Consider the following 12,695-nt stretch of genomic DNA (forward strand, 5'->3'; position numbering starts at 1 on the left):
GCGGTTTCCCGCGAGGCCGGCGAAATGTGCTGTCGGCGCTGTCTGGCAGGATGGTTCCGTGACGATTACTGCAGCGGCCGACGGTTCGGCTTTAGGAAATCCAGGCCCGGCCGGCTGGGCCTGGTACGTGAATGACGACTGCTGGCGGGCCGGCGGCTGGCCGCACGGCACGAACAACCAGGGCGAGCTGATGGCTGTCCTGGACCTGTTCCGCGCCACAGCCCACGTTCCCGACGAAGACCTGAGGGTCTTGTGCGACAGCCAGTACGTGATCAACTCCATCACCAAATGGATGCCCGGGTGGAAGCGCAAGGGATGGCGGAAGGCGGACGGCAAGCCCGTCCTGAACGTCGAGCTGCTGAAGGAACTGGACCGTGAAATCGCGGGCCGGAAGTACACGTTCGAATGGGTCAAAGGGCATGCAGGCCACGACCTCAATGAGGCTGCCGATGACCGGGCCCGTGCTGCCGCCACGGCATACCAGCAGGGCGTAGCGGCCCGTTCGGGGCCGGGTTTCGCCGGAGCCCCGGGCCGCCCGGAAGCAGCCGCTTCTGCCACTGCGCCTGAGCGCGCCTCCGCCAACGCCGCTGGCTCCGCCAACGCCGCTGGCTCCGCCAACGCCGCTGGCTCTGCCAACGGCCCGGCGAACGCCTCGGGAGCCAAAGCAGCTGCAGCAGGCTCGGGGCCCGGCGCGTTCGGTGCGGCGGCGGACACCGGCGGACCCGATCTCTTCAGCGAACCTTCCCTGTTTAATGACCAGGACGTGCTGAGCGAGCCGGATCTGTTCAGTGAGCTGGAGGAGGATCCACTAGGCACGTCCGGTGTCGCCGGAAAGTCGCCGGAGGAACTCGTGGAGGGCCTCGAACGGGAGCTTCTCGGCCCAGAGGTCCGTGGCGACATCGGCCGAACCGGCGTCCTGCTGCACCCCGACTTTATGGAGATCGGAAGCTCGGGGCGGGTCTGGACCCGCGATGCCATGATGATGGCGTTGGAGGAAGACCCCGGTGAACGGACGGAGCTGGAAATTCTGGGTGCGGACCGCATCGGCGCCGGCGCGGTCCTGCTGACATACCGGAGCTACGCACGCTCGGGCACGATCCTCCGCAGCTCGCTGTGGGTCCTCGATAACGGCAGGTGGCGGCTCCGCTTCCACCAGGGCACCCCCGAAGCCTGACAGCTGCCAACCAGCCAGCCGCAATCGGCACAGGGGAGCACCCGTGATGAACGGCGTGTCCGCCACTTCCTGACGTCACAGTCACCATCACCGTCAGCTGAAGCGCTGGGTGTTGCCCTGTTCGGCCTGCGCGTAAGTCGCCGCCGCCGAAGCCAGTGCGAGGTTGATTGAGGCCAGTGAGGCTTCGACCTTGCCTTGGGTCAGGGTCCATTCGGTCACCAGCGCCTGGAAGTTGGTGGCCGCCGAACCCCGCCACGTGGACTGGAGCTCGTCCAGGCCGCGCTTCATGGCCTGGACGTCGGCGCTGATCCGGTCCACCGTCGCCTTGACGTTGGCGGACTTGAGCTGGAGGAGTTCGGTGTCGACGGAAATGATGCTCATGGCTGCTGCCTCTCACGGTGGTGGACAGCCAGGCTGCCCGGTCCGGCTGCTCCGGACCTCTGCAACGAGCTTAAGGAGCGGGGCGCCGGGAGGGCCACGGAGAGTTCCTATATGTGGATAACGCGGCCGTCGTTGGCGCTTCCGCCGTCTCCGTGGTCCCGAGGCCCGTCGTCCCAAACTTCGTGGTCCTGGACTTCGCGGATCCCCGCCTCACCGGCACGGGCCTCAGGGTTCTGCCCATCGGCTTCCTCATCCCGGACCGGAAGGCTGACCACCAGGGTCGCCCCGCCGCCGTCCGTTGCCTGGACCCTGACGCTGCCGCCGTGTGAGCCCACGATGGCCGCCACGATGGCCAGTCCGAGGCCGCTGCCGCCCGTTTCGCGGGTCCGTGACGTATCCGCCCGGTAGAAGCGCTCAAAGACCTTCGCGGCGTCGTCCTCGGAAATCCCGGGGCCATGGTCCCGGACTTCGATCACAGAGGCGGGCAGGCCGCCGTCGGACGTCCGGACGCCCACTGCCAGTTCGATCGGGCTGCCCTCCGGGGTGTAGCGCAGGGCGTTGCCCACCAGATTGCCCAGGACCTGGCGGAGCTTCGCCTCGTCGCCGAGGACGGGCGCCGGAGCCGCGTTGCCGCCGTCGAGACCGGTCAGGGAGATGCTGCGGGTACGGTCGCTGGCCTGAGTATCCACCACGGCATCGTGGGCGATCAGCTGAAGGTCAACGGGCTTCTGCTGGAGGGGCCGCTGTTCGTCGAGGCGGGCCAGGAGCAGGAGGTCCTCCACCATGGAGCCCATCCGTTTGGCTTCGCTTTCGATCCGGCCCATCGCGGTGGCCACGTCCTCGTCGGTTGCCAGTGCGCCGTGGCGGTACAGCTCGGAGAAGCCCCTGATGGTCACCAGCGGGGTGCGGAGTTCGTGCGAGGCGTCGGCCGCAAACCTGCGCATCCTTCCTTCGGATGCCGTCCTGGCGGCAAAGGCCGTTTCGATGTGCGCCAGCATGGCGTTGAGGGAACTGGCAAGCCGGCCCACTTCCGTTCCGGAATTCTCCACTTCCACGCGCCGGGACAGGTCGCCGGCGGCGATCGCGGCGGCGGTCTTCTCCACGCGGGCGAGCGGACGGAAGGAGCGGGACACGGTCCAGCTGGCAATCAGGGAGGCGAGCAGGAGGGTCAGCAGTCCCACGCCTGTGACCACGAGTGTGGCGTGCTTGAGGACGTCGTCCACGCTTTGCAGGGGCAGGCCGATGACAACCACCGCGCTGCGTCCGTTGTCCAGGACGGGCACGGCCACCACCCGCCAGTTCTGGCCGTCGGTGCCGCGGACCTGGTAGGGGCGGGTTCCCAGATCCTGCGCTTCATCCGAGGTGATGTTGCTGATGTCCGGGCGGTTTATGGCATCACCGCCGAACGGGTAGGGGTCCTCGCCCGGTGTGTAAAGGATCAGGGAGTAGTCGGTGGGCACCGGATTGGGGGCCTGCAGCTGCGTGAAGGACCGCTGTTTGTGGGCCAGTTCGACGGCGGCATTGAGTTTGTCGTCCACCTGGCCCTGGAGGTAACTATGGAGCAGCGTCAGCGTGCCCGCGCCGGTCACCGTCAGCGCAACGATCAGCAGCGCCATGATGATGGCGACGAGCTGGGACCTCAGTGAGGCCGATTTCCACCGCTCCAGCAAGGTCAGCGCTTCTCTGCTGTCCGGAGCACGTAGCCCACGCCGCGCTTGGTCTGGATCAGTGCCGGGGCGTCCGGATCAATGTCCACCTTGCGGCGGAGGTAGGAAATGTAGGACTCCACAATGGAGGCGTCGCCGTTGAAGTCGTACTCCCAGACATGGTCCAGGATCTGGGACTTGGAGAGCACCCGGTTGGGGTTGAGCATCAGGTACCGGAGGAGCTTGAACTCGGTGGGGGAGAGTTCGATGACGGTGCCGCCGCGGCGGACTTCGTGGGCGTCGTCGTCGAGCTCCAGGTCATCCACCCGGATGACGGCATCGTCGTCATCGAGCAGTGGCTGGGTGCGGCGAAGGACGGCACGGATCCGGGCCACGACCTCGTCCAGGCTGAAGGGCTTGGTGACGTAGTCGTCCCCGCCCACGGTGAGGCCGGTGACTTTGTCCTCGGTGTCGTCCTTTGCGGTCAGGAAGAGCACCGGGAAGTGTTTGCCGGACGCGCGGAGGCGGCGGGTGACCGTGAAGCCGTCCATGTCCGGCAGCATCACGTCCAGTACGGCGAGGTCCGGCGAGTGGAGTTCGGCGGCCGCCAGGGCATCGCGCCCGTTGCCTGCCGAGACGACCTCGAAGCCTGCGAACCGCAGGGAGGTGGACAGCAGTTCGCGGATGTTGGGTTCGTCATCAACAACAAGGAGCTTCGCTTCTGGGCCGTTCTTTTTCATACTCCCATGATGCTCCCAGAGTCTGGGAGTTTTCTGGATGGATGGTGGGTGTTCCATGCGGGGCCCGGATGAAGCATCACCAACCGAGCGTGCCTGGCTCGCCCTTGAACGGTCCCGCCACGCGGCCGGTGATCCATCCGCCATAGAAGCCGCCGGCCTGCGGCAGCACTCGCTCGCCGTCCACCTCGCAGTAGTCCATCCGGCCGGCATAGACTGCGACCCGGTCGGGCGGATGGCTCGTCTCCAGCACCCGCGCGGCGTCCTGTGTGTCGAGGATGATTTCACCGCCCAGGGCGATCAGCACACGTTCTGTGGTTGGCTCGATGCGCGGTGGACGCGGATAGTCCCACACGGATTCCTGGCCTGGCAGGGGAACGTCGGGGCGGAGTTTGGGGCGCATTCCAACAGTGTGCGCTCCGGCGCGGCCGTGCAAGAGCTGACCTGCTGTAATGCCTAGCCGGGCTGCTCTACATCTTTCGCGTCCATGATCCGGTAGGCATAGCCCTGCTCGGCCAGGAAGCGCTGGCGTTTGGCCGCGAAATCCTGGTCCAGGGTGTCCCGTGCCACGAGTGAGTAGAAGCGGGCAGCCCGCCCGTCCTTCTTGGGACGGAGCAGCCGTCCCAGCCGCTGCGCTTCCTCCTGCCGGGATCCGAACGAGCCCGAGACCTGGATGGCCACGGACGCTTCGGGCAAGTCGATGGAGAAGTTGGCCACCTTGGACACCACCAGCGTGTGCACGTCGCCTGCCCGGAAGGCATCGAACAGCTTCTGCCGTTCCTTGACGGACGTCTCACCCTTGATCACCGGAGCGTTGAGGCGCTCGCCGATTTCGTCCAGCTGGTCGATGTACTGCCCGATCACCAGCAACTGCTCGCCCTGGTGCCGGGCCACGAGCTGCTCGACGATCCGGGTCTTGGTCTCCGATGTGGAACACAGCCGGTACTTGTCGGCGTCCTCGGCCATGGCATAGGCCACACGCTCGTCGCGGGGGAGGTCCACCCGGACCTCCACGCAATCCGCCGGCGCGATGTACCCCTGCGCTTCGATGTCCTTCCAGGGCGCGTCATACCGTTTGGGCCCGATCAGGCTGAAGACTTCCCCTTCGCGGCCGTCCTCGCGGACGAGGGTGGCGGTGAGGCCCAGCCGGCGGCGCGCCTGCAGGTCAGCGGTCATGCGGAAGATCGGGGCGGGCAGCAGGTGGACTTCGTCGTAGATGATCAGGCCCCAGTCATTGCCGTCCACGAGCTCCAGATGGGGGTAGAGGCCGCCGCGTTTGGTGGTGAGGACCTGGTACGTGGCGATGGTGACGGGCCGGACTTCCTTGACCGCACCGGAGTACTCGCCGATTTCGTCCTCCGTCAGGGAGGTGCGCTTGAGCAGCTCGTCCTTCCACTGCCGCGCAGCCACGGTGTTGGTCACCAGGATCAGCGTTGTTGTTGAGCTGACGGCCATGGCCGCTGCACCCACGAGCGTCTTACCCGCGCCGCACGGCAGCACCACAACACCGCTGCCGCCGGCCCAGAAGTTCTCGGTGGCCAGCTGCTGGTAGGGCCGGAGCTTCCAGCCGTCCTCGTTCAGGGCGATCAGGTGCGGGGTTCCGTCCACGTAGCCTGCGAGGTCCTCCGCCGGCCAGCCGATCTTCAGCAGCAGCTGCTTGAGCTGGCCCCGCTGGGAGGAATGCACCACAATGGTTTCGCCGTCGATCCGGGGCCCCAGCAGGGGCTGGATTTTCTTGGCCCGGATGACCTCTTCCAGGACCGGATAGTCGTCGGTCCGCATGACCAAGCCATGCTGCGGATCCTTCTCCAGGCGCAGCCGCCCGTAACGCGACATGGTCTCTTCGACGTCGATCAGGAGGGAATGCGGCACCGGGAAGCGCGAGTACTTCAGCAGCGTGTCCAGGACCTTCTCCGCATCCAGGCCCGCAGCGCGGGCGTTCCACAGGCCCAGCGGCGTCAGCCGGTAGCTGTGCATGTGCTCCGGGGCGCGTTCCAGCTCGGCGAACGGGGCGATGGCATGGCGGGCCTCGGTGGCCAGTTCATGGTCCACCTCCAGCAGTATGGTCTTGTCGCTCTGGACAATCAGCGGTCCGTCGTTCACGCGGTGGCGTCCTTCACTGGCGCAGTTCCTCTGCGGCCTCAATATCAATGATCCGGTGGATGGAGACCACCCGTTCGGTCTCCCGCGCGGGATCGAAGACCCTGACCCGTCCGCCGCTTACCGACAAGGGAACAACGGTCTCCAGGTTGGCGTTGCCGCCGCCGTCCACCACGTTCATGCACACTGTCTGTTTGAGCCGGATGGCCCGCTGCAAGGTCTCCAGGCCGAGCTGGGTCGCGGTTTCGCCGGACCCGGACAAAGACACGGACGACGGCGGCGCCCCCACTCCCGGTGCCCTGACCGCCCCGTGGCCGTCCGGGCCACCGGAGTGGGACGTTTTGAGGTGGCGCAGCACGGCCAGCTGGGAATCCATTTCGGCGTCGGCGGGCGCGGTCCGCGGCGCGGTGTAGACCGGCCGCGCGCTGGCCGGGGCCGGCATGCTGCGGCGCAGCCGGATCAGGGACGGCTCGGATTCCTCCACCGACGGGGAAAGTCCGAGGCCGCGCAGGACCTGTGCCGTTTCGCGCGGCGGCGCCGTGGAAATCAGGACCGTCGGCGCGATCCGCACCAGGCCAAGCCCGGATGCCTTCGACTCCGCGGCAAGCTCCAGCACTGCCGTTTCGTCGTCGCTCTGGACGAAGCTCGCCGCTATGCCCACCCGAAGCCGGCCGTGGCGGGAGGCCGTGTCCTCCACCAGGTATTCGAGGGGTTGCGGCACGGCGGTGGCGGAGTGCTCCCGCAGGAAGGCCAGCAGGCTTGACGCGTCCTGTCCGGCCTCCAGCGCCCGCCTCACCGACGCGGTGGAAAACCGGTAGATCGTGGCCGGGCCCTGGCCCTCGGCGTCGGCCATCAGCAGCAGTTTTTCGCTGAGTTCGGGACTCAGGTATCCCGGCGCGATGGCGGTGAGATCGGCCTGGAGCAGCACATGGTTCAGCGCCGCGGGCAGGTGCTCACCGAGGATCCCCAGCGCTTCGTCGGGTTTGTCCTCGGCGATCGCGCTTCCCAGCTGGCTGAGTGCACCTGAACCGGTCAGGCCGAGCATGTCGGCCTCTGCCAGGACGCCACGGATCAGCGAACTGAACCGGCGCGCCATCCGAGGCTGTTCCCATTCGGCCCGCTGCAGCACGGCGGCGGCGTCCAGGACGGGGGCATGGGCTTCCGGTGCCGCGGCCTCGTTCGTCAGGTGGTTCAGGATTTCCAGGATCCGCTTCCTGACAACCGGCGCGTCCGGCCGCTGGGCCTCTGCCGAGAGCGCATTGATGGTGGTTCCGGCCGCGCCGCGATGAACGGCCGGCGTGCTTTGCTGCCCATTGACCGGCTGGCCCACCATCGACGGAACACGTTCACTGGCCAGCCAGGCATTAACGAGCCACAGCCACTGCTCCTGCCGCGGGAGGACCAGCCATTCCAGGTCCGGTGGCTGGACCCAAGCCGAGGAATCGACGTCAAGCCGGATCAGGCCGGACAGGGCGCACAACTCCACCATGACGCCAGTGCGGTGCTGCTCGATCCGGAGCCCTTCTGACAGCCGCCGCATCTCCCGGACCCCCACACCGCCCGTGCGCAGTGTTGCCAGCGGCTGCTCCCTGACCGCATAAAGGAGTTCACCCACCAGCCGAAGCGTTTCCGCGATGGCGCCCAGGGCGGCATTGCGGCGGAGCGCGGCAGTGGTGTGGCCAAGTTCCGGAACCGGCGGTGTCAGCGTGAAGTCCTCAATAATCGCGCCGCCCCGAAGGGATACTCCCACGCTGTGGGGCAGCTCCACGTGGGCTGCGTCCAGGGGAACCAGCAGGCCGCGGGCCAGCAGCCAGTCAACGGGCCCGACGTCGGCGGCTTCGGTGGCCACGGAGGCTTTCCGTTGCGCCTGGGGGACGGCACCCATGGCCCAGTTCCCGAATCGGGCGAGCAACGCCGTCGTCCGTTCCGGAGCGCCGGCCAGGATCGCCTGCAGCGCCTCCGGCGAGGACGTCCAGTGCTGCAGGGCAAGCGCGGCCTCCATGGGCGTGGTGGCCTCATGGATGGCCACCCCGCTGCGGTGCAGCTCAGCGACGAGCTGGACCACGCGCTGGGCGAACGCAGGCTGCAGGCGGACCAGCTCCGTGTAGCTCCGTCCCAGCCCTGCCGGGTAGATGCCCACAACATCCCGAAGTGTTCCCACCGGGAGGTAGAAGTGCTGACGGTGGCCCGTGGGCGCGGTGCCGTGCGGGGGTTCCGCCCGGTGCACGAGCGCGAGGTCCTGCAGGGAGCCGAGGATCCGCTCGATGGCCGCCACCGACGCGCCGGGAATGAACTTCCGCAGTCCGGCCGCGCAGGCACTGTGTGCGGTGTCGGTATTGGTGCAGAGGTGCAGTGTCTCCAGGACCTGCATCTGCGGTTTGTTCAGGCGCTCCAGTGCGCGCTGCACGCTGACCCTGGCGCTGGCACGTGCGGCCAGGGCGGAAAAGTCCGGAACTGCGGGCGAAATGAGGTCGGGCCGCGCGGCGAACAGCGCACGCAACGACTCGTCGCTGCGTGCCTCCAGTTCTTTGCTCAGCGCGCGGATAAGGGACATCAGTCCAACGTTACCGCCCGCCGGGCTTTCCTGCCCGGCGCCGCCCTGCCACGCTGTCCAGGATCAGGAAGAGCATCAGCAGGAAGGCAACCGGCAGGCCGTACAGGGCAGTGGAGGTGACCCACACGGGGGCGGCGGAGCCGGCAAACGCCAGTGCCATCACCGCACCTACTGCCGCGAGCGAGAGCAGGGCGACCGCAGCCGCGCAGATCATCAGGAGGCGCCGGTAACGCGAGGGTGTCATGGACGTAACGCTAACAGTCCTTCGGCGGGCCTTCGTATAACGGCCCGTAAAGCAGGATTCGGGCGCCCGGCAGGATAACCTTGAAAGCAACAGACCAACTCGGCCCGGGCAGTCATACCCTGAACCCGCATATCAATGCGGATGCGGTGACTGCCGGCCGTGTCTCAAGACGTCAGAACGAAGAAGGTTGATTACGTGCCTACCGGCAAGGTCAAGTGGTATGACAAGGAAAAAGGTTTCGGATTCCTCGCGGGCGAGGACGGCCAGGAGGTTTTCCTGCCCAAATCATCGCTCCCCGAGGGCGTCACCGAGCTGAAGGCCGGAACCCGCGTGGAGTTCGGCGTGGCTGACGGCCGCAAGGGCGCACAGGCCCTGGGCCTCCGCGTCCTGGACAAGACGCCGTCCATCGCCAAGGCCAAGCGGCCCAGCGCTAAGGACCTTGCACCGCTGGTGCAGGACCTCGTCAGCGTGCTGGACAACCTCTCCGGCACGCTGTCCGCCGGCAAGTACCCGGAAGGCAACAAGGGCAAGGCCATCGCCGCAGCCCTGCGTAAGGTTGCCGACGAGCTGGACGTTTAGGCCTGCTGATGAACCCGGAAGCTGAACAGCCCGACCCTACGGCAACGGAGCAGGTAATCGCCCCGGCCGCCGCTGCCGCCGTGGCCGAAACCAAGCGCCGTGCGGGTGTGCCCGTGTGGCGCGTCGGCAAACCGGATGCCTTCCTTGCCGGAGCGGTTGATGTGGCCCGCTCCGCCGTCGAAAGCATCACCGCGGCGTCCACCATAGGCACCCACCTCGGCGCCAAGAGTGAAGGTGACCGGCTGGTGACACACCTTTTTGAGTCGCGCCTGCCCGGTTACCAGGGGTGGCAGTGGTTCGCCGTCCTGACGCGCAACTCGCGCTCCAAGGTGGTCACCATCAGCGAGCTTGGCCTGCTGCCGTCCGAGGAGTCCATCCTTGCACCGGAATGGGTGCCCTGGGCAGAACGCGTACGCCCCGAGGACGCCCAGGACGAGGAAGCGCTGGACTCCGGGTATAGGGCAGCCGATGCCGAGGCAGTGTCCGACACCGAGGAGCCGGGCACGGAAGAGGCTGACACGGAAGAGCCCAGCGCCGGTAAGCCGGACGCTGACGAGTCTGACGCCGGTGAGCCGGACACGGACGAAGCAGACGCGGAGCCGGGCACTGAAGAGCCCGACGAAGACTCCGAGTAAATCCGATTCAAACAGCAGACGGCGCCGCCCGGGACCACACCCGGACGGCGCCGTCGAACGTTAACGCCCTGCCACGCCGTCCCATCGATTGCTCCAACAGCGCCCTTTAGCACTCCCAAAACGGCGCCTGCGGAGCAATCGATGAGGTGGCGGGGAGTTACTTGCGCAGTTCGCCCACCACAAAGTCGATGCTGGCCAGCAGCGCGGTGACATCAGCCGGTTCGATGGCCACGAACGTTGCGATCCGGAGCTGGTTGCGGCCCAGCTTGCGATAGGGCTCGGTGTCCACAATGCCGTTGGCACGCAGCACCTTGGCAACCACAGCCGCGTCAACGGAGTCGTCAAAGTCGATCGTGGCGATGACGTTGGAGCGTTCCTCGGCCTTGGCCACAAACGGGGTGGCGTAGTCGGAGGCCTCAGCCCAAGAGTAGATCCGGCCGGCGGAGTCTGCCGTGCGGGCCGACGCGAAGTCCAGGCCGCCGTTGGCGTTCAGCCACTGCACCTGGGCGTCCAGGGTCACCAGGGTGGACAACGACGGCGTGTTGTAGGTCTGGTTGAGGCGGGAGTTGTCGATCGCCGTCTGCAGGTCCAGGAAGTCCGGGATCCAGCGGTCGCTTGCCTTGATCCGGGCAGCGCGCTCCAGCGCGGCGGGGGAGAAGAGGCCAAGCCACAGGCCGCCGTCGGACGCAAAGTTCTTCTGCGGAGCGAAGTAGTACACGTCCGCTTCGGCAACATCCACGTCCAGGCCGCCGGCGGCCGACGTCGCGTCCACCAGGACCAGGGCGCCGTCGTCGGCTCCGGACACGCGCTTTACCGGCGCGGACACACCAGTGGAGGTCTCGTTCTGCGGCCAGGCGTAGACGTCCACGCCGGCCTCGGCCTGGGCAACCGGGCGGGTACCGGGCTCGGACTTGATGATGGAGGAAGCGTCCAGGAACGGCGCCTTGTTGGTGGCGGAGGCAAACTTGGAGCCGAACTCGCCGAAGGACAGGTGCTGGGCCTTCTTTTCCACCAGGCCAAAGCTGGCAACATCCCAGAACGCGGTTGAGCCGCCGACGCCCAGTACTACTTCGTATCCCTCGGGGGCACGGAAGAACTGGCTGAGGCCCTCGCGGACAGAACCGACGAGGTTCTTGACCGGGGCCTGGCGGTGGGAGGTGCCCAGGATGGTCTTGGACGCGGCTGAGAGTGCTTCAATCTGTTCCGGCCTGACCTTGGAAGGTCCTGCGCCGAACCGTCCGTCCTTTGGCAGGAGGTCGGCAGGAATAGTGATGCTGGTTTCGCTCACAGGGGCTCCAATTTCGGCGTGGACGTAACTCACGTCCGGGACGGTGGGATGGCCGGCAGTCGACGATGGCTGCAACACGGACCTCCCTTATTCTGCCTGAACCGCCGATTGGGCGGGAACCGGCACCGTCATAGTCCAGCCATTGAGACAAGCCTCCGGCGGCCCAGGAATTATCCGGACAAACTCAAAATAGGCTAAGCTTTTCAACGGACTACGTCGCTGTCGGTACGCGATACGGTGGGACAACGCAAGGTACTGCGCTCGAGGAGCTGAGCTGGATGACGGATCTGATCGATACCACGGAGATGTATCTTCGGACCATTTTGGAGCTTGAGGAAGAGAACATCGTTGCTCTTCGCGCACGCATCGCCGAGCGGCTCCGACACTCCGGGCCCACGGTGTCCCAAACCATCGGCCGGATGGAACGTGATGGCCTTGTGGTGGTCTCCGGAGACCGCCACCTGGAGCTGACGGAGGCAGGCCGCAAGCGGGCCACGGAAGTCATGCGCAAGCACCGGCTGGCCGAGCGCCTCCTTGCGGATGTCATCGGCTTGGACTGGGCTTACGTGCATGACGAGGCGTGCCGCTGGGAGCACGTGATGAGTGAACGCGTCGAGCGGCGCATCTACGAACTGCTGAACCACCCCACGGAATCCCCCTATGGCAATCCCATCCCCGGCCTCGCGGCCCTGGGCGGCCAGGCGTCGTCGCCCTTTACGGACGGCGTGATTAATCTCCTCGAAGCGATGAAGGGCTACGGCCCGGGCTCCAACGTGGTTGTCAGCCGGCTGGCGGAACCGATCCAGGTGGAGCCGGAGTTGCTCATCCAGCTCGACGAGGGCGGGATCCGGCCCGGCGCTGCGGTATCACTGGAGCGCGTTGGCGACTACATTTCGGTCCGGGTTGCCGGGATCGAAGGGGCGCTGGAGCTCCCGCCGGAAGTCGCCGCGCACGTATTTGTATCCGTCGCCTGACGCCTGTCCAAAAGAGGCGCCGAACCGGGGTGTTTACCCCATTCGTTGGGGTTTACGCAAAGATAACGGAATTGTTACTGTCCGGCTTAATCGCCTATAGTTAACGCCAAGCGTCGATACAAAAGCGTTACCTGATCTGGAGCCGAGCTCTGCCAGCAGATCGGGGTACGAGTCACCAACTGGCAGAGGCGGGGGAACCACAACCGGCGGTCGCAAGGCCGCCTTGGGGTGAAGTCCGTCAGCAGCAAGCCTCTTCCAGCGAAGGATCCTACGGGATATCTCTCTGCGCCGAAGCTTGCTTACGGCGGACCGGGTCTTTGAACTCTCTGACCCGAATCCGACAGCTAACTTCGCAGGCTTTCCAGAGAGGAACCGTTCTTGAC

At 66.4% G+C, this 12,695-nt stretch carries 12 protein-coding genes and 1 riboswitch; of the genes, 4 read left to right on the forward strand and 8 right to left on the reverse strand.

The window, feature by feature from the left end; genetic code table 11:
* Nucleotides 1-58 precede the first annotated feature (58 nt).
* On the forward strand, nt 59-1,174 hold the full coding sequence (locus ABV518_RS18155) for an RNase H family protein (protein ID WP_367769721.1): 1,116 nt from the start codon (nt 59-61) through the stop codon (nt 1,172-1,174).
* 93 nt (nt 1,175-1,267) lie between these two features.
* Here ABV518_RS18155 and ABV518_RS18160 read toward each other — a convergent pair whose 3' ends face one another.
* The 7 genes from ABV518_RS18160 to ABV518_RS18190 all read right to left on the reverse strand — a co-directional run bounded on the left by ABV518_RS18160 (nt 1,268) and on the right by ABV518_RS18190 (nt 8,836).
* On the reverse strand, nt 1,268-1,555 hold the full coding sequence (locus ABV518_RS18160) for a WXG100 family type VII secretion target (RefSeq protein WP_367769723.1): 288 nt from the start codon (nt 1,553-1,555) through the stop codon (nt 1,268-1,270).
* A 107-nt stretch (nt 1,556-1,662) separates the two neighbouring features.
* Nucleotides 1,663-3,225, reverse strand: a complete 1,563-nt coding sequence (locus ABV518_RS18165; protein WP_367769726.1) for an ATP-binding protein — start codon at nt 3,223-3,225, stop codon at nt 1,663-1,665.
* A 2-nt stretch (nt 3,226-3,227) separates the two neighbouring features.
* The gene (locus ABV518_RS18170; protein WP_131134146.1) at nt 3,228-3,941 is read right to left on the reverse strand and encodes a response regulator transcription factor; all 714 of its coding nucleotides are present in this window, start codon (nt 3,939-3,941) and stop codon (nt 3,228-3,230) included.
* Nucleotides 3,942-4,017: 76 nt separating this feature from the next.
* The gene (locus ABV518_RS18175; protein WP_367769730.1) at nt 4,018-4,341 is read right to left on the reverse strand and encodes a hypothetical protein; all 324 of its coding nucleotides are present in this window, start codon (nt 4,339-4,341) and stop codon (nt 4,018-4,020) included.
* A 53-nt stretch (nt 4,342-4,394) separates the two neighbouring features.
* A complete protein-coding gene (locus tag ABV518_RS18180; protein ID WP_367769733.1) occupies nt 4,395-6,041 on the reverse strand; it encodes a DNA repair helicase XPB in 1,647 nt (548 codons plus the stop codon).
* A gap of 13 nt (nt 6,042-6,054) precedes the next feature.
* A complete protein-coding gene (locus ABV518_RS18185) occupies nt 6,055-8,592 on the reverse strand; it encodes a helicase-associated domain-containing protein (RefSeq protein WP_367769736.1) in 2,538 nt (845 codons plus the stop codon).
* Nucleotides 8,593-8,602: 10 nt separating this feature from the next.
* Nucleotides 8,603-8,836 (reverse strand): hypothetical protein, encoded by a 234-nt coding sequence (locus tag ABV518_RS18190; RefSeq protein ID WP_310166994.1) that lies wholly within the window; start codon nt 8,834-8,836, stop codon nt 8,603-8,605.
* Nucleotides 8,837-9,031: 195 nt separating this feature from the next.
* Between ABV518_RS18190 and ABV518_RS18195 the strand changes: the two genes are divergently transcribed.
* Together ABV518_RS18195 and ABV518_RS18200 are read left to right on the forward strand one after the other, a co-directional pair.
* Nucleotides 9,032-9,415: a cold-shock protein gene (locus ABV518_RS18195; protein ID WP_108597270.1), complete on the forward strand. Its 384-nt coding sequence runs from the start codon at nt 9,032-9,034 to the stop codon at nt 9,413-9,415.
* A gap of 8 nt (nt 9,416-9,423) precedes the next feature.
* Nucleotides 9,424-10,050 carry a DUF3027 domain-containing protein gene (locus ABV518_RS18200; protein ID WP_367769740.1) on the forward strand — a complete coding sequence of 209 codons (627 nt, stop codon included), beginning with the start codon at nt 9,424-9,426 and terminating at the stop codon, nt 10,048-10,050.
* A 157-nt stretch (nt 10,051-10,207) separates the two neighbouring features.
* Here the strand turns inward: ABV518_RS18200 and serC are convergent, their stop codons facing one another.
* A complete protein-coding gene (gene serC, locus ABV518_RS18205) occupies nt 10,208-11,338 on the reverse strand; it encodes a phosphoserine transaminase (RefSeq protein WP_367769743.1) in 1,131 nt (376 codons plus the stop codon).
* Between the two features lie 278 nt (nt 11,339-11,616).
* On the opposite strand from serC, the gene ABV518_RS18210 reads away from it, so the two are divergent.
* On the forward strand, nt 11,617-12,312 hold the full coding sequence (locus tag ABV518_RS18210; RefSeq protein ID WP_367769746.1) for a metal-dependent transcriptional regulator: 696 nt from the start codon (nt 11,617-11,619) through the stop codon (nt 12,310-12,312).
* Between the two features lie 130 nt (nt 12,313-12,442).
* Nucleotides 12,443-12,686, forward strand: a riboswitch (cyclic di-AMP (ydaO/yuaA leader).
* Nucleotides 12,687-12,695 lie beyond the last annotated feature (9 nt).

The organism is Arthrobacter sp. HS15c, from assembly GCF_040812005.1.
In the GTDB taxonomy this organism is placed as follows: Bacteria; Actinomycetota; Actinomycetes; order Actinomycetales; family Micrococcaceae; genus Arthrobacter.

What these genes read in the sequence shown, in the direction of transcription:
- ABV518_RS18160 (WP_367769723.1), bottom strand. Translation starts at nt 1,555, where the DNA reads ATGAGCATCATTTCCGTCGACACCGAACTCCTCCAGCTCAAGTCCGCC.
- ABV518_RS18170 (WP_131134146.1), bottom strand. Translation starts at nt 3,941, where the DNA reads ATGAAAAAGAACGGCCCAGAAGCGAAGCTCCTTGTTGTTGATGACGAA.
- ABV518_RS18175 (WP_367769730.1), bottom strand. Translation starts at nt 4,341, where the DNA reads ATGCGCCCCAAACTCCGCCCCGACGTTCCCCTGCCAGGCCAGGAATCC.
- ABV518_RS18185 (WP_367769736.1), bottom strand. Translation starts at nt 8,592, where the DNA reads ATGTCCCTTATCCGCGCGCTGAGCAAAGAACTGGAGGCACGCAGCGAC.
- ABV518_RS18190 (WP_310166994.1), bottom strand. Translation starts at nt 8,836, where the DNA reads ATGACACCCTCGCGTTACCGGCGCCTCCTGATGATCTGCGCGGCTGCG.
- ABV518_RS18200 (WP_367769740.1), top strand. Translation starts at nt 9,424, where the DNA reads ATGAACCCGGAAGCTGAACAGCCCGACCCTACGGCAACGGAGCAGGTA.
- ABV518_RS18210 (WP_367769746.1), top strand. Translation starts at nt 11,617, where the DNA reads ATGACGGATCTGATCGATACCACGGAGATGTATCTTCGGACCATTTTG.